At 39.2% G+C, this 24,961-nt stretch carries 23 protein-coding genes (1 of these 23 only partly in view); 17 read left to right on the top strand and 6 right to left on the bottom strand.

Annotation, left to right across the window (positions count from 1 at the left end; translation table 11 throughout):
• Positions 1-165 precede the first annotated feature (165 nt).
• The 13 genes from ACMFKV_RS02475 (at position 166) to ACMFKV_RS02415 (ending at position 14,164) form a co-directional block, all read left to right on the top strand.
• Positions 166-321: a hypothetical protein gene (locus ACMFKV_RS02475; RefSeq protein ID WP_336288157.1), complete on the top strand. Its 156-nt coding sequence runs from the start codon at positions 166-168 to the stop codon at positions 319-321.
• 105 nt (positions 322-426) lie between these two features.
• Positions 427-1,752 (top strand): PBSX family phage terminase large subunit, encoded by a 1,326-nt coding sequence (locus ACMFKV_RS02470; RefSeq protein WP_336288156.1) that lies wholly within the window; start codon positions 427-429, stop codon positions 1,750-1,752.
• Positions 1,753-3,579, top strand: coding sequence for a portal protein (locus ACMFKV_RS02465; protein ID WP_413154420.1), 1,827 nt, complete (start codon positions 1,753-1,755; stop codon positions 3,577-3,579). It begins immediately after the preceding gene.
• Between the two features lie 73 nt (positions 3,580-3,652).
• Complete coding sequence (locus ACMFKV_RS02460) at positions 3,653-4,468, top strand: hypothetical protein (protein ID WP_413154419.1); 816 nt, start codon at positions 3,653-3,655, stop codon at positions 4,466-4,468.
• Between the two features lie 330 nt (positions 4,469-4,798).
• The gene (locus tag ACMFKV_RS02455; RefSeq protein ID WP_413154418.1) at positions 4,799-5,923 is read left to right on the top strand and encodes a N4-gp56 family major capsid protein; all 1,125 of its coding nucleotides are present in this window, start codon (positions 4,799-4,801) and stop codon (positions 5,921-5,923) included.
• Between the two features lie 775 nt (positions 5,924-6,698).
• Positions 6,699-7,889 (top strand): phage capsid family protein, encoded by a 1,191-nt coding sequence (locus tag ACMFKV_RS02450; RefSeq protein ID WP_336288151.1) that lies wholly within the window; start codon positions 6,699-6,701, stop codon positions 7,887-7,889.
• A 106-nt stretch (positions 7,890-7,995) separates the two neighbouring features.
• Positions 7,996-8,676 (top strand): hypothetical protein, encoded by a 681-nt coding sequence (locus tag ACMFKV_RS02445; RefSeq protein ID WP_413154417.1) that lies wholly within the window; start codon positions 7,996-7,998, stop codon positions 8,674-8,676.
• Positions 8,677-10,140: a hypothetical protein gene (locus ACMFKV_RS02440; protein ID WP_336288149.1), complete on the top strand. Its 1,464-nt coding sequence runs from the start codon at positions 8,677-8,679 to the stop codon at positions 10,138-10,140.
• A 161-nt stretch (positions 10,141-10,301) separates the two neighbouring features.
• Positions 10,302-10,772 carry a hypothetical protein gene (locus tag ACMFKV_RS02435; protein WP_413154416.1) on the top strand — a complete coding sequence of 157 codons (471 nt, stop codon included), beginning with the start codon at positions 10,302-10,304 and terminating at the stop codon, positions 10,770-10,772.
• The gene (locus ACMFKV_RS02430; protein WP_336288147.1) at positions 10,769-11,896 is read left to right on the top strand and encodes a tail fiber domain-containing protein; all 1,128 of its coding nucleotides are present in this window, start codon (positions 10,769-10,771) and stop codon (positions 11,894-11,896) included. The genes ACMFKV_RS02435 and ACMFKV_RS02430 overlap by 4 nt, the downstream gene beginning before the upstream one ends.
• 941 nt (positions 11,897-12,837) lie before the next feature.
• The gene (locus ACMFKV_RS02425) at positions 12,838-13,146 is read left to right on the top strand and encodes a hypothetical protein (RefSeq protein WP_413154415.1); all 309 of its coding nucleotides are present in this window, start codon (positions 12,838-12,840) and stop codon (positions 13,144-13,146) included.
• A gap of 107 nt (positions 13,147-13,253) precedes the next feature.
• Complete coding sequence (locus ACMFKV_RS02420) at positions 13,254-13,907, top strand: lysozyme (RefSeq protein ID WP_336288144.1); 654 nt, start codon at positions 13,254-13,256, stop codon at positions 13,905-13,907.
• Positions 13,908-13,912: 5 nt separating this feature from the next.
• Positions 13,913-14,164: a hypothetical protein gene (locus tag ACMFKV_RS02415; protein WP_336288143.1), complete on the top strand. Its 252-nt coding sequence runs from the start codon at positions 13,913-13,915 to the stop codon at positions 14,162-14,164.
• 822 nt (positions 14,165-14,986) lie between these two features.
• On the opposite strand, the gene ACMFKV_RS02410 is transcribed toward ACMFKV_RS02415, so the two are convergent.
• The gene (locus tag ACMFKV_RS02410) at positions 14,987-15,430 is read right to left on the bottom strand and encodes a hypothetical protein (protein WP_336288142.1); all 444 of its coding nucleotides are present in this window, start codon (positions 15,428-15,430) and stop codon (positions 14,987-14,989) included.
• Positions 15,431-17,031: 1,601 nt separating this feature from the next.
• Here ACMFKV_RS02410 and ACMFKV_RS02405 point away from each other — a divergent pair.
• Positions 17,032-17,745 carry a DUF4167 domain-containing protein gene (locus tag ACMFKV_RS02405; RefSeq protein WP_336288141.1) on the top strand — a complete coding sequence of 238 codons (714 nt, stop codon included), beginning with the start codon at positions 17,032-17,034 and terminating at the stop codon, positions 17,743-17,745.
• Between the two features lie 519 nt (positions 17,746-18,264).
• Here ACMFKV_RS02405 and ACMFKV_RS02400 read toward each other — a convergent pair.
• The 4 genes from ACMFKV_RS02400 to ACMFKV_RS02385 all read right to left on the bottom strand — a co-directional run bounded on the left by ACMFKV_RS02400 (position 18,265) and on the right by ACMFKV_RS02385 (position 21,255).
• A complete protein-coding gene (locus ACMFKV_RS02400) occupies positions 18,265-18,747 on the bottom strand; it encodes a hypothetical protein (RefSeq protein WP_413154414.1) in 483 nt (160 codons plus the stop codon).
• Positions 18,748-18,879: 132 nt separating this feature from the next.
• A complete protein-coding gene (locus ACMFKV_RS02395; RefSeq protein ID WP_413154413.1) occupies positions 18,880-19,155 on the bottom strand; it encodes a hypothetical protein in 276 nt (91 codons plus the stop codon).
• A gap of 271 nt (positions 19,156-19,426) precedes the next feature.
• Entirely contained in the window at positions 19,427-20,440 is a 1,014-nt protein-coding gene (locus ACMFKV_RS02390) for a sensor histidine kinase (protein WP_336288138.1), read from the bottom strand.
• Between the two features lie 20 nt (positions 20,441-20,460).
• Positions 20,461-21,255 (bottom strand): response regulator, encoded by a 795-nt coding sequence (locus ACMFKV_RS02385; RefSeq protein WP_336288137.1) that lies wholly within the window; start codon positions 21,253-21,255, stop codon positions 20,461-20,463.
• A 170-nt stretch (positions 21,256-21,425) separates the two neighbouring features.
• Between ACMFKV_RS02385 and ACMFKV_RS02380 the strand changes: the two genes are divergently transcribed.
• The 3 genes from ACMFKV_RS02380 to ACMFKV_RS02370 all read left to right on the top strand — a co-directional run bounded on the left by ACMFKV_RS02380 (position 21,426) and on the right by ACMFKV_RS02370 (position 23,821).
• Positions 21,426-21,629 (top strand): NepR family anti-sigma factor, encoded by a 204-nt coding sequence (locus ACMFKV_RS02380; protein ID WP_336288136.1) that lies wholly within the window; start codon positions 21,426-21,428, stop codon positions 21,627-21,629.
• Positions 21,630-21,635: 6 nt separating this feature from the next.
• Complete coding sequence (locus ACMFKV_RS02375; protein ID WP_336288135.1) at positions 21,636-22,190, top strand: RNA polymerase sigma factor; 555 nt, start codon at positions 21,636-21,638, stop codon at positions 22,188-22,190.
• Positions 22,191-22,414: 224 nt separating this feature from the next.
• On the top strand, positions 22,415-23,821 hold the full coding sequence (locus tag ACMFKV_RS02370) for a sensor histidine kinase (protein WP_336288134.1): 1,407 nt from the start codon (positions 22,415-22,417) through the stop codon (positions 23,819-23,821).
• A gap of 1,079 nt (positions 23,822-24,900) precedes the next feature.
• Here the strand turns inward: ACMFKV_RS02370 and ACMFKV_RS02365 are convergent.
• Positions 24,901-24,961, bottom strand: the 3' end of a protein-coding gene (locus ACMFKV_RS02365; protein ID WP_413154412.1) for a M23 family metallopeptidase. The gene runs 1,922 nt beyond the window's last position; 61 of the gene's 1,983 nt are visible here — the last part of the coding sequence; the start codon falls outside the window, past its right edge — the gene reads right to left on this strand; it ends in the stop codon at positions 24,901-24,903.

Raw genomic sequence — 24,961 nt, 5'->3', positions numbered from 1 at the left:
TTTGGGGGGAATAGTGCTTGAGGCGTGAGGTACTTGGGATGTTTCCGCTTTGGGGGAGCATTGCTTGAAGCGTGGGGTGCTTGGGGTGTTTCCGTATTGGGGGAGCATTGCTTGAAGCGTGAGGTGCTTGCGGTACTCCCGTGTTTGAGGGTGCAAACCAAATTTATGGAGGATGTAAGAATCCTGCGTGATTACGATAATGTATTTTATGCAGCTATATGGGGCGTGGTCATGCAAGGGGGAGGACGGATTTATTATCAAGGTGATTGCTTATGGGCAATCATCGCGAAAATTTCCTTTAAATTATCAGGCTTTCTTTAAATTATTTTTTGAGTGTCTGGCACAAAAGTGCAAGCCGAGAAGACGATCTGTCTCCCAGTTTACAACATTTTCAATGATAATATTTTATAATGACAATATTTTACAATGAAAACTGCTCAAGTCGCTCTCATTCCAAAACTTATTCCTGTTTTTGCTGGAAAGGCTGATGTACGTGCTGCTTGGGGAGGACGTGGATCTGGAAAAACGCGCTCCTTTGCCTTGATGACTGCTGTGATCGGATATCGGCATGGAAAGGCAGGAGAACGTGGCACGATCCTTTGTGCAAGGCAATTTCAAAACTCACTCAATGAAAGTTCTTTGGAGGAAATTAAACGCGCTATTGAAACTTATCCTTTCCTACAGGATTATTATGAAATCGGAGATAAATATATCAGGTCAAAAGATGGGCGTATTGCTTACGTTTTTGCCGGTCTTGATCGAAATATCGCAAGTATTAAGTCAATGGGACGCATTTTTCTCTGCTGGGTCGATGAAGCAGAACCCGTGACAGAAGCTGCGTGGCAGACCCTTATTCCCACATTGCGCGAAGAAGGAAAAGATTGGAATGCTGAATTATGGGTGACTTGGAACCCTTGCAGAGAAAACGCCCCCGTGGAAAAACGTTTCAAAAATATCGATGATCCAAATATCAAAGGAGCAGAAATTAATTGGCGTGATAATCCGCAATTCCCTGAAAAACTCAATCGAGATCGGAAAGCAGATTTGGAAAAAAGACCCGAACAGTATAACCATATTTGGGAAGGAAAATATCTCCAATCGGTGCAGGGGGCTTACTACCAAAAAGTTCTGCTGGAGGCAGAGCAGGAAGGACGCATTACAAAGGTTCCACGCGATCCGTTGATGCAGATTAAGGTCTTTTGGGATATCGGTGGAACAGGTGCAAAGGCTGATGCTACTGCTTTATGGGTCGCACAATTTGTCGGGCGTGAAATCCGTGTCCTTGATTATTATGAAGCGCAAGGACAACCTCTTTCAGAGCATATTGGATGGATCTTTCAAAAGGGATATGACAAAGGGCTTATGGTCTTGCCCCATGATGGAGCAACAAAAGATCGCGTTTATAATGTCAGTTTTGAAAGTGCTCTCCAAGAAGCAGGGTTTCAAACAAAAGTGATCCCTAATCAAGGTGCGGGCGCCGTGAAAATGCGTATCGAAGCTGTAAGACGGTTGTTTCCTGCTATATGGTTTAATCGTGAAACAACAAAAGCAGGACGAAAGGCACTCGCTTGGTATCACGAAAAACGTGATGAACAGCGCAATATCGGATTAGGTGCTGAGCATGATTGGGCAAGCCATGGTGCCGATAGCTTCGGACTGCTTTGCTTGGCTTATGAACAGCCAACTACACAACCCAAAAAAAATGCTTATCAAAATTCTTACCATTCTCAAACTTCATGGATGGCTTTTTAAATGGATAATTCTACAAACTCTTTCAATCAATTCGAAACTCTTGAACATCAGGCGCTCTTTAAAAAACTCGTCCGCTGGTATCACGATGATATCGATCATGTCGAAAAATGGAGAAAAAATGCTCAGGAAGATTACGACTTTTACAATGGACGGCAGTGGAATGACAAAGATCTCGTCGTGTTGCGAGAGCAAAACAGACCAGTCATGACTTTTAACCGTATTGCACCTTTGGTGAATGCGGTTATCGGTACAGAAAGAAATAATAAACGACAGGTGCAATTTATTCCACGACAAGAAGGTGCTGCCTTTGCTAATCAGATCCTTACAGGGGCGGCAGAATGGTTTCGTGATGAAGCTGATGGAGAATACGAAGATTCCGATGCTTTTCAGGATGCTATTATTTGCGGGATGGGATGGACGGATACAAGGCTCGATTTTGAAGAAGAGCCGCAGGGAAAACCAGTTATTGCACGATTGGATCCTATGAAAATGGTCTGGGATGCAAGTGCTGTTAAACCAAATCTGGTCGATGCACAGCGCATATGGTATATTGACGAAAAACCACTCGATATCGCTCAGGAAATGTTCCCAAATGTTCATTGGAGCGATCTGAATGCTGATTGGGTCAAACATAATGTCTTTTCTCATCACACAAGCGATGGTGATACGCAAAGCTCCTATCACGATATGCGGCAGGAAGGAGACAGTGCACAAAAGCCTAAAATGGTCACGTTGGCTGAATGTAGGTGGTTCGAGCGTGAAGTCATTTACAAAGTGCTCGATACGCAAACAGGGAAATTTATCGACTATTCTGAGAAAGATTTCCAAAATCTGCGTAAAAATTTTCCCTCTATTGCAGCAACAAAATTGACAAAAAAAGTCGTTAAACGTGCCTTTTTGGGACGAAGATTACTCGATGCTCCTGATAAACCATTGGTGCCGTCAAACCAATTGGGATGGGAGTGTATTACCGGATATTTTGATAAGCTTACTCGACAGTTTTACGGTATTGTGAAACCCACAAAAGATCCACAACGGTGGGCTAATAAGTATTTTAGTCAAGTTATGTATCTGCTCAATAGCCAATCAAAAGGCGGAATTATGGCAGAACGTGATGCTTTTGATGATGATCGTCAAGCTATGGAAAGCTGGGCAAGAGCAGACAGTATTACTTGGCTTAAAAGTGGTGCTGTCACGGGAGGGAGAATTCAGCCAAAACCTGTGGCTCAATTCCCGCAAGGTTTCTTCCAACTGTTTAATGAAGCAAAGGGCGCTATTGCGCAAGTCACTGGATTGTCACCCGAATTTGTGGGGACGCGTGCTGTGAACCAACCTGGGGTTCTGGAAGAACAACGCAGACAATCTTCACTCAATCTCTTGGCTTCATTCTTTGATGGTTTGCGTCGGTACCGACAGCGACAGGGGAAAATTATCCTCTATCTTATTCAAAATTATCTCTCCGATGGGAGATTGATACGGATTGCAGGAGATGAAAATGCACAATATGTTCCATTGACACGGGAAATGATTACCAGTTTGGAATATGATATTGTGGTCGATGATGCGCCAACAAGTCTTAATGAAAAAGAACGCACATTCGCTATTATTATGCAATTGCTGCCGATGATGCAAAGCTTTACAACGCCAGATATTATGCTCGATCTTTTGCGTTATTCACCTTTGCCAGCATCGCTTATCCACAAAATTGCTGTGAAAGCACAACAGCAAAACCAAATCCAAGAGGAAAATGCTGCTCTACCCGTCAAGAGCGAGGATGAGAGGGCACAACAAATGCTGCAGACCATTTTGCAGATGGCAAATGCCTAAGAATTAAGCTGACTCGTCCAAAAAATTTACCTTGAGTTATATCTTATCGTTCGGAAAAAAGAAGGGCAATATAATGGATCAAGAACACTTAACGCTAGAGGAACAAAACCAATTGCAACAGGATTTTTTTCCAACAACACAAGGAGAAAAAAATGGGCAAACTGGAGAAGAAGTAGAGAGAAAAACTCTTGAGACAAATCTTGAAGAGCGTGAAGCGGTCTTTCAACAAAAACAACAAGAAGGTGCAAAACCACAAGAAGCGCAAGAAGCTGATGGGGAAATATCTCAGGCTGTTGGGGAAAATGTTCCGCCAGATCCGCAAAAAGATTTCATGGGATATATGCAATGGTTGGGTAAAACACTTCACCAACAAGGATTGTTGCACAAAAAACAACAAGCAGAATCCACTGTGCCTGAAGCAGAGAAGTTACACTCTCTTTACCAACAGTCCGTGGCTGCTGTGAAACAAAAACATCATGATTTTGATCAAGCTGCCGACTTTATTTATGATATGCGTGCTAAGCAATTGGCTGCTTTATCATCGCTTTATCCAGAAATGGCTGATCCTAATGTCATTGATACAGTGATTGGAAATGAAGTGAAAAAAATCTTGCAGGAATGTGTGCGAAAAAATCACAATCCTGCTGAAGTGATCTACTCTATTGCCAAAAATGTTGGATATAAAACTTCGCAAAGCCATAGAGCGGAAAATTTACAGGATACGCACAATTCTGCACGCACACTGGCTGCCTATAACGGTTTGACTTCAAGCGGTCCTGTCTCTTTAGAGATGATCGATAAAATGTCAGAGGCAGAATTTAGTGTTTGGATCTCTGATCCAAAAAATAAAACTGCTTTTAACAGCTTAATGCGCGGGGAACATTTATAAAGAAAAATGCGTGAGGAAATATCTCTTAAAAAGGAAATATAAGAGATGTATGAACATATCTTTCAAGAAAGAGAGTCTCTCAAAGTATGATCCTTGAAACTGGAAAATGCTTAAAATAGAAAAAATCTCTCAAAGAGTGGTGCCAGTGAGGAAAGCACCTTTGAAAAAATTATGTGGTGAGGGAAGCACTCCTTCAAGAGGCAAGTGCTCTTACTAAAGATTCATACAAACACGCAAAATAAATCCATCATTTGAAAAATAACAAATGTGGATAGTCAATAATCGGCACTTTGCCGATTTTTTTTATATCAATAATTTTTAGAGGGCAAAATGACCAATTATATCGGACTCAACGAGCAACAGACTGTGTGTGCATGGTCTAAACTCTTGAATCAGGAAATCTCAAAAGCAATCTCGATTTCTTCATTGATTGGAACAGATTCTAACAGTATCATACAGTTAAAAGATGAAATCAGTAAAGCAAGTGGCGATGCGGTGAGCTTTAATTTGCGTACGCAGCTATTCGGCTATGGGGTGAGCGAGGGAGAACTTCTTGCAGGTTCTGAAGATAATCTTAATTTCTTAACGGATCGTGTGGTGGTTAATGAGCTTAATCATGCGGTGCGTGTCCAAAATACAGGGACAATCGATCAGCAACGTGTCATATATGATTTGCGTACAGAAGCCAAAAATGCTTTGGTTGATTGGTATGCAGATCGTTTGAGCGTGATGTTCTTTATCCAAGTGTGTGGGTATACAGCAAATAGTATTCACTTTGAAGAGCAAGAGCTGCCTGTTTTACCTGTCGTTTACGGATTTAATCAACCAATGTCGCCAAGCGATAAACGTGTTGTGCGACCCAATGAAAAAACAGCAGATGAAGAGTTGGACGAAAATGATGGCTTTACTCTCAAGCTTATCGATATAGCTGTCGAACGTGCTAAGCTTGCAAATCCAAAAATTAGACCAGTGCGTGTTGATGGCAAAAATGTCTATGTGCTTTATTTGCATCCAACACAGGTGACCCAATTGCGCGCTAATACAGAGGCAGGGCAGTGGCTCGATATTACGAAGTCAATCTATAATGGAAACCACGTAAAAAATCCTATCCTTGATGGGTCGCTTGGAATGTATAATGGGGTCATTTTGCGTGAAGCTGAACATGTGACTCATGGTGTGACAACAATGTCGGAAGCCCATATGCCTTTGCAATATGTGCGGCGTGCTGTTCTCCTTGGGGCACAAAGTGCTGTAATCGCTTTTGGAAAAAACCATGGAGCAACACGCTATAAATTGGTGGAAGAGCTGTTTGACTATGAACGCGAGTTCGGTGTGGCAGCAAAAACAATTATCGGTATGAAAAAAACACGATTCAGTTATTCTCTGGATCAGAGTGATGAATCCGTGCAAGATTTCGGGACAATCGTGATCCCAACTTATGCACAACCAGCTTAAAGGTTGCGTAAAAGAGAGACTGTGAAGCAGTAGCAACAAAAAAGAGAGCAAGCAGGTCGTGGGGTCATGAGGTGTTTTAAGGTGAAGTTCCAAGGAGAGAGGCTTCATTAGATCCACAAAAAAACCTCATGTCCACGAAAAAATCTCATGGGATATCTGCGGTGGTTTGGAAAAATATCTCTGCAGGCAAAAATTGTTGCTCACAAAGTAGCTTATCTATCATGCTTATGCCCATAAGCCATCCTGTTTTTTGGAAACATGCTCGGTAAAATGTTTAAGGGCAGGGTGGCTATTGGGGGTGGGCGCAAAAATAAAAAGAAACCAGCTGCTTTAACCCATTTGGAATTCAATCTTAATCGTTTGGAATCTACAAGGGGTGGCAGTAAAGAAAAAGAAAATGTGTGAGGGAACATATTTTTTAAAAGTAAAAATATGTGCAGGTAGGGGGCTTTAAAGAGAGTGTTGGGGGCGTCGCTTTGAAGTTTAAGAAAGTTTGTATAGAGAAATTTCTTGAAAGAATACGGGCGTGAAAGCTCGTGAGAGCGTGGAGGCAGTTTTTTAAAAAAGCTCCTCAAAAAGATAAGAGCTTGTGAGGAGAGGAAGCTCTCTTAAAAGAAGTAAACGCTCTCTCATGCAAGATCTATGACAGATCTATGAAAAACAGCCAGAAAACCACGCAAAAATAAATTCATCGTCTAAAAATAAGGCGTGTGGATTGCCAATAATCAGCGCGTTGCTGATTTTTTTTTATGTTAATAATTTTAAAGGGGAAAAAATGAAAAAAAATTATATGAAACGAAATGGTCACAAGGGTTTGGAGGCATATTCGCAATTCTTTGATAAAGAAGTTGCAAAAAAAAACTTTATTGCCCCCTTAATTGGAAAAGATGCTAATAGTATCATACAATTAAAAGAGGTAACCAATAAAGAAAAGTGTAATAAGGCTATCTTTAATTTGCGTGGGTATTTGCATGGCAATGAAGGGGCGTTACATATAGACGATTTTGAAAGTGGGGAAGGGCGCTTACATTTTGTAAGTGATTGCGTGGCTTTTAAGGATATTTTCTATGTTTTACGTGCTGCAGACAAAGACCTTTTCGGCGAGTATAGCATGCACGAATTGCGTAAGGAAGCCAAATATAGTTTGGTTGATTGGTATACAGATTGTTTGTCTGCGATGTTCTTTTTACACGTTTCTGGGTATACAGCTTTTAGCATAGAGAATTACGCACCTAATGAAAATGCTGACAAGACGTTTGATAATATTCTATATTATTACAGCTCTCATCAACCAACACGACCAACGGATAAGCGCATTATACGTGCCAATGGAAAAGCGACAGATGAAGAGTTGGACGAAAATGATATTTTTAGTCTCGAATTGCTTGATAAGGCTATTTTACGCGCGAAACGTGAAACCCCAAGAATGAGACCAGTATGTGTGGATGGGGAGAATTTTTATGTGCTCTATTTGCACCCAATACAGCTGGATCAATTGCGCGCGAATACAGAAAAAGAGCAGTGGCGCGAAATTACGAAGGCACTTCATTATAAGAAAAGTGAAACAAACAGTCCTCTCTTAAATGGAGCAGTTGGTATATATAACGGGGTTATTTTGCACGAAACTGAAAGGGTTACACCGGGTGTTCAGTATAATGAAGTGAATGAAGGTGAAGGTCATAAATATAGTCGTGATAAGTGCGTACCAAATGTGCGCCGTGCTGTTCTCCTTGGAGCGCGAAGTGTTATTATGGCTATCAAAAAAGATCGTGGAGCACGTTATAAATTTGCGGAAAAGCGTTTTAGCTATAGCAATGAGCTTGGAGTGATATTCACAACTACTATAGGTATGAAAAAAACGCGCTTTAATATTTGGTCACCCACACGGCAATTGTCATCTTCATTATTCTGTGATGTTGCTCAGCAAGATTTTGGGGTCATTGTGCTGCCAACTTATGCAGCATAAGCTGAAAGGCTGTTTAAAAAATATTTCAAATGCTTTCCCTAATAAGCACTTTGTTGGGGAAAAGCATAATATCTCATCTCACACTGAACAAGAATTATGGTGCTTTATGACCGTTTCATCCGTCGATCCTATAAAATCAGACCATTCTCAAATTTTTGCTCATATGGTTGCGCTTATTCAAGATGAAATTGACGATACAACAGATGAATATTCCGTTCAAATTCAAGATTCAATCTTTACTGCTGTGCGCTTGTGTAAACGAGAGCCCTTTTTCTTTCATGAAAAAAAAGCGGCAACATTTAAAACACAAAGTGGAAAAACATGGTATGGAAAACAAGAAGGACTCTTTATTGCGACAGAAAAAGATATCGAATCTGTGTTTTTGGGAACAAACCCTGCAACACAAATACAATTAGTTTATAAACCCGTTGAAGTGTTGCAAAAACAATATGGAGACAAACCACCAAAAGGAAATCCTCTCTTTTATACTTGCAGGGATCAAAAAATAGGAATCTTTCCAACGCCACAAAATATTTATACCGTGCGCTTTTTTTATGATGTTGCCGATTTGGGGGAGGAAAATGCTTTGCAGGATGATGATCCGTGGATGATCCATGCATTTGATCTCATTAAAGCGCGTGCAAAATACGAACTGTATAAAAATATCCTCAAAGATCCTGAATATGCTGCTGTCTCTTACAACGATTTTCAAGAACAGCTTAAAATCTTGTACATTGAAACATCACGCCGAAAAGGCGCTTCACACATCTTTCCAATGGGGTTTTAAATGACTTTTTTCCCAGTTGCGGATTATCGACCCGATGTGGCAGATATTAGTGGCATGTTTACCGATGAGTTGGTCAATGTGTTGCCAGCCGATGGGTCTTATATCCCGATGCCAAGCTTTATCCCGTTTTCACAGCCTTGTCCCGATCACATTTTAAAAGCGATCGCTGTTAAGACAAAGTCTGGTGTGTCTATTATTGTTGGAGCAGAACAAAAAATCTACCTGCTTGATAATACAACGATGCAGTGGAAAAATATTAGCCGAGAGGGAAGACCATATCTTGCCAATATCGATGCACCTTGGTCATTCGCTTTGTTTGGTGATTATGTTATTGCTGTGAATGCTAATGATAATCCTCAAGTGATGAATGTTACGCAGGATGAAAAATTTAGAGATTTAGGCGGAAATCCTCCTCGTGCAGGGATCGTTCGGGTGTGGGGCGATTTCGTTTGTCTGATGAAGCTGACCGAGCATCCAAGACGCGTCCATTGGTCGGGATTAAATGATGCAGAATTTTGGACCGTGGGACAGAAAAGTTGCGATTATCAAGACTTCCCCGATGGCGGATTCGTTCAAGGCGCAACAGAAACAACAAATCCAATCATCTTTATGCGGTCAGCTATCTATGCTGGATCCTTTATCCCTGGATCAAAGATTATCTTCAGTTTCCAAAAAATACACGATAAACGAGGTGTGAAAAATGCCGAATCTATTGTTTGTCGAGGAAATTTTTCCTTCTTTGCTGATGAAGGAGGATTTTATCAGATAACCAATGAAGGGCAAATTATACCAATCGGTTTCGAAAAAGTTGATCGAACGACAACTGCAATTATGAGCGGGAATAATCTCTCAACACTGTTTGCTGCTGTCGATGGGGTTTATAATCGCGTCTATTGGATGGTTGCTCATGATGAAAATGTGAAAGAACGCATCTTACTCATTTATGATTGGGGATTGCAAAAATGGACCAAAGCCATTGTGAATATTAAAATGGTTTTGCCTATTTTCTTAGCAGGAAAAACTCTAGAAGGATTGGATGAGATTTCTCAGAGTATTGATGATTTGACTTTTTCTCTCGATAGTAAAATTTGGAAAAATGAATCCCCCGTTTTTGGTGCGTTTGATCATCAGGGTAGACTCGGGTCTTTTTCTGGGAAACCTATGGCTTGTACCGTGACATCACAGGAAATGGGGCAGACAAATGGTATGATTACGCGGGTGAAAAATATTATGCCTCAGGTCAATAGCGCAGAGTTCTATTTGTCTGTCGGGATACGCTTGCGGCAATCACTCGAAGAAAAAACCGTGTGGCTTCCAGAAAAACAGCCTTCTTCCAATACAGGGCAAATCCATTATCGTGTAAGAGCACGCTTCTATCGCTTTAAATTGCGCATCCCTGAGGGCGTGAATTGGTCCCATGTTACGGGGTTTGATGTAGAATTGAAGCCTGCTGGTATGCGTTAAGCCCATGCTTTACATGCACGTTTTACATATGTCGTAAGGGGTGATGCGTTTATGTAAAAAGTAAATGCGTTAAGCCCATGCCTTACAAAAAGTGATGCGTTGAATATGCTTCATCACAGATCATATGGCTTCTTCACGAAAAGGCTAAAAGAGCTAAAATTATGACACAGCAATATGAGAGTAAAAATGAGAGTAAAAACCTTTATTCTGTTCATCTTACCAATCAGTGGTCATGGGAAAAAATAGCGCGTTATCAAGATGCCATAAATGCCGCTATGAAAAAATATGCTCAGCGGTTTCCAGATGATGTTTGCTTGGAAACAATTGCGCAAGAAATCGCTACAGGGCAAGCACAATTGTGGATCGTCTTAAAAAATAATACCCAATTTCGCGCTTTTGTGATTACCAAAATTGAAATGACACACACGGGGAAAAAACGTGTTGTGATTTTGGATCTTGCTGGAGAGGGAGGGGTAAAATTGGTGAAATTGATTGATAAAGTCGAAGAATGGGCACGTGAAATCCATGCAGATGAAATGCTGACAGTTGGAAGATCTGGATGGGCTAAAATGCTCGCTCATCATGGATATTCTCTTAATCTTATTCATTATAGAAAGGTTTTGGCGCCATGAGAAAAAAAGTAACACCTCAAGTGCAAACAACAACACAAACAAATGCTCCACCCGCATGGGCAGAAGATATCTTTAAAACAGCCAGTGCTCAAGCACTCGACCTTTTTAATAAAGGAATCGGTGGAAATGTCTATCAAGGAGAGCGTACTGCAGGTTTGGGCGATATAACAAAAAATGCGCTCACAGGTTTACAAAAAGCTGCCGATCAGTACAATGATCCAGCACTGATGGGTTTGCTCAATGCACCAACAAAAAGTGCTATGAATCTCTCTCATATGGCTCAGGGAAATTTGATCGGAAATAATAGCAAATTTAATAATGCACTCCAAAATGCGCTCAATAAAACTTCTGATGCCATTAATCAATCTATGTCAGGGGCGGGGCGGTACGGATCTGGCGCACATACTGGAGTGCTTACCGATGAATTGGGCACGTTGGCAACAAATGCTCTTGCGCAGCAGTATAATCAAGATGTCAAAAATATGATGAATGCCAATCAGATGATTGATACTGCATCACGCGATCAGGTTAATGCTGCTAACGCCTATTTTCAAGGACAAAGCAATGCACAAAATAATGTTTTGAAAGGTGGAATGGTGCAGGATGCTGCACGCCAAAATGCCCTAGATGCACAACGCCAAAAGTGGATGGAGGAAGATAATCAGGGGTGGAACCAGCTGGAACGATTGCTGAATGCTGGAACACAGGCTGCGGGAAATTATGGCACAAAATCAGGAGAAGCAGTCACAATGCCCTCAGTCGTAAAGGACCCGTTAAGCGATGCAGAGCGATTGCTTGGGTTGGTAGGAGGACTTTTCGGGCTTTCCGATGTGAGAGCTAAAGAAAATATCGTGCCTTTGGGCAAAAAAAATGGTTATCCAATTTATGCCTTTAATTATAAGGGAAATCCTCAACGCTATCAGGGCGTGCTTGCTCAAGAAGTGCTGCAGTTGAATCCAGATGCCGTTTATGTCAATCCCAAAACAACATTATTGCATGTCGATTATCGTAAAATTGGCTTTAAAATGGAAAAAATTATGGCACCTAAAAATAAAATTTTCTCCTTCTTTTCTACCCTTTTTAGACGTTTTCGCTTTTTGCAAAAAGAATATGTTCTATTTTAGGATTGGGAGCTTGAGAGTCTTGAATTGTTACACGGATAAAAAACAAATGTCTTAAAAAAACAATCCTAAATGCAGTTCATAATTATGGCTGATGTAATAGTGAAAGATATCAAAAATATTTATCAGGGCGTTTGGCATACGGTTTATGATGAAGGAACAGTCTTTTGTTTTATCAATTAGTTTATTTGCGCGTTTTTTGATGAGAAGTTCTGGGCTTTAAAGCGATTCATGACAAAATAAAACAATTGTGCCGCACAATGGGTGAGCGGCACAATCTGTTTTTATAAGGAAATTTCGAGTGGGGTATAATCCTTAATGATTGAAAAAACAAGGTGCTTATTTTCATAAATGCAAATTCTATGAGAATATTGCTGAAAAATAAGATGATTGGTGTTTAACAAATCCAATATATATTTTGTCTGGAGAGTTTGTGGAGGAATCCATTGTGTCTTTTGCTGTGGAAAAAAATGTTTAAAACATGGCTTTTGTATGATGAAAAAGCTTATTGAAAAAGAGCAGAAAAAACTCTTTGGCATTATTGATGAAATATGAGGAAGAAAAAAATATGGATGGCGCTTAAATGTGCTTGAATGCGTGTGTGTTCAATTTTGCAAATGTTGCCATTTTTTCCCAAAATTATAAGGTGATGACAAAGCAGAAAGCATCAATGCTCTTGTTTGTTATTGTTTTGCGCTGTCGCGTATAAAAGATGCAAGCTTCTTGAACTGTTGAAAAGTGATTTAAAACTTTGTTGAAGCTCAAGCATTAAAAATACTGCTGATGCTGATTGTCGCGCTCGTTTTATCAATAAAAATGTTTTTCAAAAAAATACGTATGTGCATATGCAAAAAATACGTCGCTGCATGAGCTTGAGCGTAAATCAACAGATTTTGCGCAGTCTTTTATTGTCAACTACTGTGCAACAAATATGAGGTTTTAGAATGGTCTTTTTTCCATTTTCTATCGATGAAATTGATGATCCTGAACGCATTCGTGTGGTTCTTTATGCCAATGGAAGAATGGTTCATGCTCCTTTGAATGCATTGCTCGATCAAGTGCGTCAAGATATCGAGCGTTTTAATGCAAAACAAATCCAAAAGATCACAAAAATTTCGCAGCGTGTGGACGATGTAGAACAACAATTGAAAGCGATTTTCCAAAATCTTGAAGTGTTAAAGACAAATAAGATGCCTAAAGTAAACGATAAAAATAGTGAAATGAAAAATAAAGGTAAAAAAGGAGCTCAATGAAAAGAGCTTAGAAAAAGCACATGGGAGAAGAAATAAGGAGGGGAGTGTCTCAACACATTCTCCAATTTTATTTTCAGAATTTTAAAGGAGCTTGAGGAGTTTTAAAAATGCGAAAAATTTCAAAAGAAGGGCTTGCACTCATTAAACAATGGGAAGGTCTCCGCTTGCAAGCTTATCAAGATGCTGTGGGTGTTTGGACGATCGGTTATGGTCATACTGCACAAGTGGGGAAACTTTTTGTGCAAAAAGGGATGCAGATTACAGAAAGTCAAGCAGAATCGCTGTTGCAAAAAGATTTGGCACAATTTGAGCAAACTGTGGAACAGATGGTTGAGCAACCTCTAACCGATGAGCAATTTGCTGCTCTTGTGTCCTTTTGTTATAATGTGGGGACAGAAGCTTTTTGCAACTCTACGCTCTTAAAAAAGCTCAATGAAGGTAATTATGAAGCTGTGCCAACCGAACTGCAAAAATGGACAAAAGCAGGAGGAAAACGCCTACAGGGTCTTGTACATCGGCGGGCTGCTGAAGCAGGATTGTGGGCTAAAGGAGCCTATGTTTCTTCTAACTATCAAAAAGTAGAAACTCCAAAAATCTCTTTTTGGCAAAATGTTGAGGTCTTTGCGCCGCTTGTTGGTTCATTTTCAGGGATAACAGGGATTTTTACTGGATATGGACCTATACAATGGGCTTTAGCTGTTGTTATGGTTTTGGCTACAGTAGCTGGTATTGGGGTGTCTATCTATCGGTTGAGGGGATAATATTAATGTCCCTTTTGTCTCATTCTCATTTGGTTATTGCTTTGGTTATTGTGGTTGCGTTGAGCAGCTTTTTTTATGGGCGCTCTTTTGAGCGAAGCAGAACTTTGATCCAAGCAGTTTCAGCTTTTCAAAATCGTGAAAAAATTAATGATGAAATCTTTTTTCTTTCTCCTTTTCATGTCTGCCTTGCTCTTGGCGGGATGCCAGACGAATGTGCCACTGTCTTGCGCGGGATGGATGAAGCCACCAAAAATTAATAATCCAGCTTCTTTCGTGAAAACAGAGCCGTTATTGTCGCGGTGGGTTTTGGCAACAGACCGTTTTGGTCAAAAGCAAAATTGTTGGAAGCCGTAAAGGGAAAAACAAGCCCCCCAGTATTCCTTATGTCTTTAATTTAGCGTCATTTGGATAGTTTTAAAAAATATTGAGATTAGTTTGTCTTGTGGGGATTGTAGAGTGCCCTCATATCATGCCTTTTGCATTGTAATGGGGGCTTTACGCTTTTCTTGAAGAATTCTCACACGTCTTCTTGTGGCTTATTTATAAATTGGCTTTAAAGAAATTTTTTTAAATACTATGCTGATCTAAATACTATGCTAATTGGTGAAGTCTTGCCAACCTGATGACATGGAGCATTTTGTTGCATGGACAAAATGATTGTTTGAAGGTGGATGTCGATCTCTTAAGATCCTCGGTTTCAGCTTTGTGAACCATTCATTTCTTGTGGTTGCCTCTCCTGTGGTGAAGGTGTCTTCTTTTCTTTTCCATCTTCAAAGAGTAGAATGTTTAAAACAAAGCAAATAGTAGCACATTTAATAGTTTCGTTTTTCTCTTCGTGAGAAAAAAGATACACTCCAGAGATCCTCTTATATATCTTCCCTCTTTATACCTTCTCCCCCCTTTATATTTTCATTGCTGTAATATTTTGTGATCTCTTTCAAATCATGAAAATGGAGAAGGGAAAAAATAGCTACGACCTTCAAAAATATGAAAGATCAAATATAAAACATCATCCGATATTTTGGAGGAGCTTTTAGCACCAGATTTTTCCAGCTTAATCCATTTGCGCTAAAAAAATTTTAAAAGTAATTGCGTTCCTTGTGGCTCTTCCCATCTTTTTCATTGATAAAGCAATCGCGTAAAAGAAAATAGCTGCCATCTCCTGGTCGTACCATTTTCACACATCTTTCCTTTATCTGATCAGAAAAATTATCCCACATTTCACGAATTGCAAAATAAGATTCACTTTCTAAATTGGTGCAGCGGTTATAAACCTCTACGCTTATATCGGGCGAAACTGAAGCAGCAATTTCTTTACAATAAATGCGCAAATCAAATGTGGGAATCGTGAGGAGAACAGGATTTTTTTGTACGTTTTCTTGGGAGGGAAAAAAGTAATTGATGGTTTGCTGAATCGCAAAACCACACACCAAAACACAAAAAATAATTTTAAAAACACGAGAGGTTATGCGATATAGTTTTTTGCGATACAATGTTCTCATCGCTTGGATTCTTCTTTCCATGAATATCATATCCTCTCATCTATTTAAGTGAAGCTCTTTTATAGTGAAAATGATGTGCGCAGATGCTCCTTAAAGATGTATTATGAACAAATAGTATTGTTAGCCTTTTTGAATCAAAAAAGAAAAGCTTCTTTTCCCTGAAGCATTAATTTTCTCTTTTGCTGTCTGAAGTTGTTTGGCAATTTTGTAACAACTTAAATTAAAAGAGCATAGGAGATTTATCATAAGACTTTCTTGAAGTAAAATTCTTAACAAAGATTATGGTTGACTTCCAATTCAATATAAAAAGACGCCGTTTTATTTTGCGTAATCATTTTCGGAAAAAGGTTCTCTGGCTTAAATTAAGGTTCTTTGCCTTAAATATTGTCAGCTATCTATAAATAACCATAGATAAGGCGCAAGCAAGTCGCCTTGCTTCTTTTTACATTTGATAAAATTGGGATAAAGGGGGAGAAATGTTTTTATGAAAGTGTCAGCATAATCCCTTTTGTTTTAGTTTTTCGTAAAAGAGTTAGAAAAAAGTGAAAACACATAGAAACAGTACACTTTTAAAGTTTTGGGTTGGAGCAGCACAAAGACTTTTATTTTATTGTAGAGATTTTAATCTTATGTTGGGAAGCATGAGAAAAGAGAAAAGCTATATTGTGCCATATTGTGTCATTCTTGTTGGCTATTCTTAAAGAGATTGTTGGGGCATAAGATTTCCGCCATAAGATATTGTGATGTGGGGAAGTGAAGCATAGAATATAAAATGTGGGAGATAGAGCTTGTTGGTTGTCTCTTTTTCAGAAATTTGTGGTTATTTTGGGAAATTTCATTTTTGTGTTGGATTTTGATATGGGGTTGGTCATCAAGCGTAAGATTTAATCTTTAAGGGTGATGAGAGAAAAATTTGTAAGTCCAGTAGGGTGCTTGTAAACATAGCGGGGTGCTTGTAAAAAAAATGATCTGCTGACCAGTTATGGGATTTAAAACGTGCGATTGTGCATCTACTTAAAAGTTGGCAAGGGAGTGGTTGTTGAGGAGTTGAACATGAGGGGATTGCTTTGACGCAGAAAAAAGGCTATGTTGGCGCAGTAGATATATTCGTGCAGCGGTTTGTGGGGGAGACGCTTGTGAACTAAATGCGCGAAGAAAAGGAAATATCAGCGTTTTTTAGGAACAGTGGTTTTAGAAGCAAAAAGAATTGTCTATTTGTTTGCTGACGAGAATTGCTTGTTTATTTGCTAAAACAGTGTATGCGTATTCTCGTTTTTTTCGTTTTTCCACAAGATGATGATTTTTTTAGTGAAATATGGTTTATTTTGAAAAAAAATACTTGGCATTTGATGTGAACATCACTAGGATTCTGCCCGTTAACAGAGAAAGAGGGAATTTTAGATTTATGTATTCCCTACTGTTTTTGTGATTTTCAAAAAATGTATGCTTTTATCAAATGTCAGTGGGGCATTTGAGTAAAGTAAAGCACGGATAATATATAATTGTATTTTTAATATGATCGGCATTATCGAAAAATAGTGCGATAAAGAAGAGTCAATTAAGATATACGCATAAAGTAAGATATACACATAAAGATATACAATACTCCAAAAGGGATGAATATGAGGCCACAACAAAATAGACGGGTACGCGGTCGCAATAATAATAATGGGAACAACAATAATAATCGCCGTAGTCCGAACCCGTTGTCTCGGAATTATGAAAGTAGCGGTCCAGATGTTAAGATTCGCGGAAATGCCCAACAAATTGCTGATAAATACATAAGTTTGGCACGTGATGCGCAAGGTGCGGGTGATCGCGTCATGTCTGAGAATTATCTACAGCATGCTGAACATTATTTGCGTATCATTTTGGCAGCGGTCGGACAAATGTCACAATCTTCTCGACGTGAGGAAAATAGTGAGCAAGAGTGTGAGGAAATAGATACTGAAGCTGCAAAAAAAGACGATGTTAATTATGAGAACGCTGCAGTGCAAACACAGCAGAAAAAAAATGGCAGTGGTCAAAAAATCAAGGCACAGAATGGTTATGCAGATGATGCGCTGGATGCCAATAGCCTTTTGGAAGAAAAAAACTGCCAAGAGCAGTGCGTTGCGGAAGAAAATGATGAAACTTTCAAAAAGTCACGTCGCACTTCGCGTCGGCGCGTTATGCGGGATAAAGAAGAATCATCCCTTGAGCTTTCGCAGGTGGCAGAGCCAGTCTCTAAAAATACAGATGTATCAACCAAAAAAGTTGATTCTCTTCCTTTGTTAGATGAAGAAGTTCAGAGAAAACCGCGTCGACGTCGGACAGCAGCATCCTCTTTGGCTTAAACATGAGAAAAAATGTATGAGCATTTGTTATTGTTTATGCCCTTAGCTTTTCAATGAAGAAGTTACTTCGGTTGATGACAGATGTGTGAAGATGTTATTGACTCTTCTCTAAAATACAGATGTACCAACAAAAAAGTTGGTTCTCTTCCTTTGTGAGATGAAGAAGTTCAGAGAAAACCACGTTGATGTCAGGCAGCATCCTCTTTGGCTTAAACATGAGAAAAAATATATGGGCATTTGTTATTGTTTATGCCCTTAGCTTTTCAATGAAGAAGTTACTTCGATTGATGACAGATGTGTGAAGATGTTATTGACTCTTCTTTAAAATACAGATGTACCAACAAAAAAGTTGGTTCTCTTCCTTTGTGAGATGAAGAAGTTCAGAGAAAACCACGTTGATGTCAGGCAGCATCCTCTTTGGCTTAAACATGAGAAAAATATATGGGCATTTGTTATTGTTTATGCCCTTAGCTTTTCAATGAAGAAGTTACTTCGATTGATTACGGATGCGTGAAGATGTTATTGATTCTTGAGAGGAAGAAGGGGAGACGAGTATTGCGTTGTTTTAATTGAAAGAATTGTAGTAATTGCACCAGTATGATAATTGTAAATTATAAATTTTATTTGCTCTTCAGGTGTTAAAATTTTCAATGCAATATTGTGCTCTGAAAGACTTTGCGACAGAATCTGTGTGCCTTTTGGTAAGGAAAGTGTGTACTGAGCAATTTCTGTACTTTTACTTTGAGAAGAAATGAGACTTGTTTGTTTGGAAGCAGGTTGAGTGGCTATAATTTTATATACAACCCCAAACAGCACTGCGAGAATGAGAATAAGCGTTATCGAAATAGAAATAATCATTAAACGCATGAGCTTTTTTCTAACGCGCTCTATCGTAGGATCTAAGGGGTGATCTTGAGGCAGAGTGCACAGTTTTGTACGATGATTTCTTGACGTATCATTCTGTTGATTATCCGCAGTATCACTCTGCTTATTGTCTGCCATGCTGCATTCTTTCATTTGTTTTTTTGAAATATGATTTGTTTACATTTTTAATAATTTTTGTGCAAAAAGTCTACGGCAACTGTATGTAAAAGAGGATGTACGGATAAAAGTTTTTTGCTGTTTGTGTACAGGTTATTTTTTATGTTCTTGGCTGGTAAGTAAGAAGTTTCCTCGATTGGTCACAGCCCAGATGAGATTTACTTCTTTTTGATGTAAGTTTGCGTGTATATGCGTGCATTGAGCAAAAATTTGTTGTCCATAAAATGCAAATTTTTTGGTAGATGGTATCATGGCTTGCTCGCATGCTTGAGCTGTGGGATAGGTTTTGACCATTGTACTGTTAGAGTAACAACTGTTAAAATCATCTGTACATGAAACCAAGAGAAGGACAAAAAAAAGAGGATTCATAAAACATTTTCCAAATGAAAGGCTGATAGTATAAAATGCCATCTGTCAACACGAAGAGAGCTTTCTTATTGTTCAACGTTTTCAAAGGTTCTTTGTTCCTAAAAAGTTGGATTTTCACGGGGTGGTTTTTCATCAGTGGGGGGGGAGCTCTGAGTGGGTGGTTGTGCAGAAATAATGTTTTTGTACTAAGCGTGATGGTATGCCGCGTGCCAGAGATACTCTGTGAGAGGGTATTTTATTTGCTCATTTCACAATGTTTGAATCGCTTTTTTTAAAAAAAGGTATCAAAATAAGTATCAGGAACATACAAGCGATAAAAAATTCCTTTTTCTGTCAATTTTAAAGAAGAGGAACCATTCACTGAAACAGGGACAATCTTTTCTAAGACAGCGCTGCCAAAACAGGATTGGTTCTCCGTAGAAAGAAGGGTTCCTGCTTCAAAATTTTCATTCCAAGTAATGAGAAGTTGCGTTTCCCTATTCATTTTTGTTTGAACTTCACAACACACACATACACTTCCTTCTTCTTGTGACAAAGCGCCAAAAGAAAGGGAATTGACAATGAGCTCATGAAAAGCCAAGCCAATATGTAACGCTGCGTTTGGAAAAAGATAAGGATCTACGCCCTCAATAGAAAAGCGTTCTTTTTCTTTCATTAAATAGCCCAAAGTTTGCGAGTGAACCAATTCACGAAATTGAGCACCACGCCAATCAGAATCGGTGATTAGATCTTGAGAATGAGAAAGAGAGTGGATACGTCCTTGAAATTTGCGTAAGAAAACTTGAAGCGATTCCGTATAGCGTGCAGTTTGACTGGCAATACTTTGGATGATTGCCAAAAGATTTTTAGAGCGGTGGCTGACTTCTCGGAGTAATATTTTTAGCACTTGCTCACGTCGGCGTAATCCTGAAATATCAATACCAGTGGTAATAATGCCAATAATTTCTCCTTGATCATTGTGGTGGCAATCAATAGAAAATTTGTACCAAATAGCTTGTTTTGCCGTATCTTCAAACCGTGCTTCGATGGTTTGCATTTTGCCTGTGGCTAAAACCTGCAATTTGATTGTTTCCATATTATCGGCAAGATCAAGCGAAAAAAAATCACTGTCGCGACATCCAACCCGCCATTTATTATGCAAATGTTTCGGTAGATTTTCAGCCCATAAATAGACCAGATTCGGTGTCTGGTATAAAACACAAATATCAGCCCCACAGATTGCTTGCATTAAAGCGCTAAGACGCGATTTGTCCATGAGTGGCTTTGGAACAGGAGTAACGACCATGATCAAAATGTTATCTTGTGTTAGGCAGCTTTAGAAGCCTTTTTTTGAAAAAATAAAGCTTGTGAAATTAGCGCCTTCACCATGTCAGGGTTAAACGGTTTTGTGACCAAAAAAGTGGGTTCTGGACGCTCTCCAGTGAGTAGCCTTTCGGGAAAAGCAGTAATAAAAATCACAGGGATACGGTCATTTTGTAAAATGTCATTAACCGCGTCAATACCAGAGCTGTTATCAGCCAATTGAATATCAGCTAAAATCATTCGTGGTTTTTTTTGGTGGTACATCACCACAGCCTCATCGCGGGTGCGGGCAATTCCTACAACCTGATGACCAAGACTTTCTACCATTTGCTCAATGTCCATCGCAATAAGAGGCTCATCTTCAATAATCATAACCTGTGTGGCAATTTGTTGAGAAATGTCAACTGATGCTTGGGTAAGAAGTTTGCGAAACGCTTTCGCATCAAGATTCATGATTTCACTGGCTTCTTGCTCATTAAAGCCTTCAACTGCAATCAACAAAAATGCTTGGCGTGCACGTGGTGTGAGATACGATAATTTAGCATGAGCCTTTTGTTCAAGACCAAATTGTGGCAGCGGCTCAGGAATATTAGGGGTCGTTTGATCAAAGAGATGACAAAAAAGCCAATAGGTACCAATCCGATCACTGGATGTCTTGGGAAAAATGGAAATGTCAGCAATGAGCGCTTCTAACATTGCCGATACATAAGCGTCACCAGATAATTGGCTGCCCGTGACAGATCGGGCAAAACGACGAAGATAGGGGAGATGTGGTGCGATGCGTGTTGATAATGACATGATTTATAAACTCCTTTCATCTTTGCAAGCACTTTGTTGATTGAAATCCCCAACAAATGAAAAAGTTCCTCTGTTTGTATGGAACTTTTGATACAAAACTATATTTACAACCATGAGGCGAAAATCTCTTATCAGTGTTACTATTAGTATATGGATTAGGGGGATGAAAAATGAACGACCATGATGAAAAAAATCTCGCCGATCATTGTACGTTTGGAGATGATGTTCTCGGGGTCAATAGCGAAATAGCGCGAAAATTGCGCCAGTTTTACGTAGGGATTCAAGAAGAAGCACTGCCTGTACGCCTGCTGGAGCTTTTGGAGAGATTGGATCAGGCAGAGCAGTTTGGATTCAAGAGTGTGAAAAAGGTTTGATCCTTTATGACAGTGGGTGTGAAAGATTTTAAACAGGAATTACTTTCGGTTCTCCCAGCTTTACGGGCTTTTGCTATCTCTTTAAGTAGCAAACACGACAAAGCTGAAGACTTAGTTCAAGATACTATTATGAAGGCATGGGCTAAACAAGACAGCTTTGAAATGGGTACCAATCTTAAAGCGTGGCTTTTTACTATTTTGCGGAATGAATTCTACAGTCAAATGCGCAAAAAAGGAAGAGAAGTTCAAGACAGTGATGGTATGTTTACCCAAAATGTAGCCATCCATCCTTCTCAATATGGGTCACTTGATTTACAAGATTTTAAAAAAGCCTTAAATGCGTTATCTGCTGATCAAAGAGAAGCCATTATTCTTATTGGGGCGTCTGGTTTTTCTTATGAAGACGCTGCGGCTATTTGTGGTTGTGCCATTGGAACAATCAAAAGCCGTGTCAGCAGAGCACGCAATCGCTTGCAGGAACTTCTCAAAGTGAATGGTGAATCCGATTATGGTCCAGATTCTTGTTCCGCTGGAAGTATATTGTGTTCATTTAGCGGCTAAAAAAATGTAATAATTATGATTGATGACCTTGTTTTTTTTATCCCCGTTATAGCTATTAACGTAAAGTGCTGTTCTGAGGAAATTCAGAGCGTTTGATGTGTATCCTTGGGAAAGTAAGAAAAGCTTGTATGAAATTTTCAATCGGGCTTTTGCGCTATGTTTCATAAGGCAATCCTCTTTTCTGCTGAAAAATGACGATTTTCAGGTTCGCCGATGGAAATTATATGACAAAAAAGACGATTTTTCTGCCTAAAATACCCACTTCTGATTCAACGATATCACGATGGCGTTGGGTGGCAATTATTGTTTCTCTTGTTATGGCTTGTGTGGCATCGGCTTTTATTATACTACTCTCAAATGCAGTGGATCGGGAAATTGCGCAGCTGAATACAAGTTCAGAATTGCGTGAACAGGCTGATTTAGTACTCATTAGTTTGATCGATATGGCAATAGCTGACCGTAGCTATGCAAAAACCCGTAAACCAGAAGATAAAGCACGTTTTGCAAATGCAGCGCGTCATCTTGATGATACTCTCGATTATACTGCACTCATTGTCTATGCACATCCGCAATGGTATGAATGGTTTGCTGATTTTAAAAAAGAGGTTGAAATACGTAAAGATCTTATGAATTCTCATATGCTTGCTCTTGATGCGCCACCTGACCAATCTTCTCAACCCTCTCTCATCCCTGAAATCCAAAAGATCCAAATTGCGCGTTTAGCCCAATTGATGACAAATTTTATTAATGGAGATGATACTATACGGCAAAGCCAGCGCGAAAATATAGCGTTGATGCACGCTGCTTTAACATTGGCAGCAATTGTTTCTGTGGTGAGTACTTTTATTTCAGCTTATTTTATCATTAATCGCTTTCATCGCGATATGCGTTCCTTAAAAATGTATCAATTGCTGCTTCATAGTGAAAATGCTGCTCTTGAAGCCCGTGTGAAAGAGCGCACACACGAGTTGGAAAGAGCACGAAATCATGCAGAAAAAGAGCGCCAACGTGTTGAAATGTTGCTGCAGGATGCTAGCCATCGTATTGGAAATTCTCTTGGAACTGTGTCTTCTCTGCTTGGTTTGCAATTAAGTCGTAGCGAAAATAAAGAAGTGCGTTCTGTTCTTGGGGCTGCACGTGATCGTATTCAGACAATATCAACGGCACATCGCCGTTTGCGTCTGAGTGATGATATGGAGACAACTTTATTGGCTGAGTTTCTCAGCTTAGTGGTTCGAGATGTCGAATTGGCTGTACCTTTTGAATTGCGCGAAAATATCACTATCCATACTTCTTTTAAAGAGTGTCGACTGTCTTCAAGAGATGCTACAACACTTGGGATTATTCTTGGCGAATTGCTAACAAACTCCTTAAAACATGCCTTTCCTGATCAGCGCTCTGGAAATATTTATATTTCGTTTGATTCTCAAGAAAATGGACAAATGATGCTCATTGTGGAAGATGATGGTGTGGGCATGCGTTGCCAAAGTTCACAGCAAAAAACAGGTCTTGGTCGCTTGGTTATTGAACAGCTTTGTATGCAATTTGGGGAAAAATCACTCTTTGAAACCTCTGCTTTGGGGGGAACAAAGGTGACCATTCCTTTGCCAAAACTTAGCATGAATAGTTAAAATCCTTTGTCAAAATCTTTTTTCATCGATTAAAGGGAAAACAGAAAAGGTTTTTATAATCTGTTCTCATTTGAGGAAAATACATTTTATCCTAAAATACGTTTACAGAGAAAGAATCTACGACAAAGAATGTCAAGATCGTTGCTCACAATGGCAACTCTCTTCTACTGTAGATTTTCATATCTTTTTCTCATTTTTCAATAATATCTTTATGCAATATATGTCTGGCTGTGTGTACAGGAATATTTTTGAACAGTTGATGATTTCGTACGTGATAGTGCGCTCTTAAATTTAAGGTTGAGGCGAGAGATGTATGCGCTCAGATAAATTTTCTGCGATGGTTATGAAAAAGAATGATTCGTTTAAATGCTGATAAAAAGTTTTGATGATTTTTTTTCAATGAAGACAAGTGAGAATATTCATGAATAAATGCTGAGCGAATCGTATTATGGAAAATTTATAGTTTTTTCCTCTTATGTTCACAGGAATTAAAGTTTTTTTCGTACAGCCGTATAAGCTGAGTAATTTTGCAATTTTTCATAACGAATCTCTCCATGAATTTTATAAGGAGCGCAAACATCTTTCTCTAACGCAAACGATAAAGAGAAAAAATATATGAAGAAAATTCGCTCATTCATCAGTGATATTTGATTGAAACAAGAAGGAACATTGCTCTATTTGCATGGATTTAATCGCTTGGCAATGAGCACTACACAGAAAATCTTATGTCACTATAGTTCTGTCATATCAAAGACTTGCTTTCAAGAAATCTCTTTGCGTTCTGTCATGCCTATCTCCCAACATTGTTCATGGGAAGAAGTATAACGCAAAATTCATGATACATCACCATCCTATTATTTATGAAAACATGAAATGAGTGCTGCCATCATGATATTTTCACCCTGCATGGTTAAGGTTGCATATCGATGAGGTATCAAGCGCGTGTTTTACTTCCTTTTAAAATTTTAAAAGAGGGTAGTCGTACATCTAAAAAGAAGATGATGACACATTTTTTAATCATGACAATGCTACTGCAAGAGGACATACCTTGAGAGAGCAAGTTTTATTTTGAAAGACATTTAAGAAGTGTCTTCTGATGGCGCTATCGGGCTATTTATCAAAGCATCAATATTATTTTTT

This window comes from Bartonella propinqua, assembly GCF_047263965.1.
GTDB lineage: Bacteria > Pseudomonadota > Alphaproteobacteria > Rhizobiales > Rhizobiaceae > Bartonella.
The sequence above is the reverse complement of the archived record's forward strand: the minus strand, read 5'-3'. Positions and strand labels throughout refer to the sequence as shown.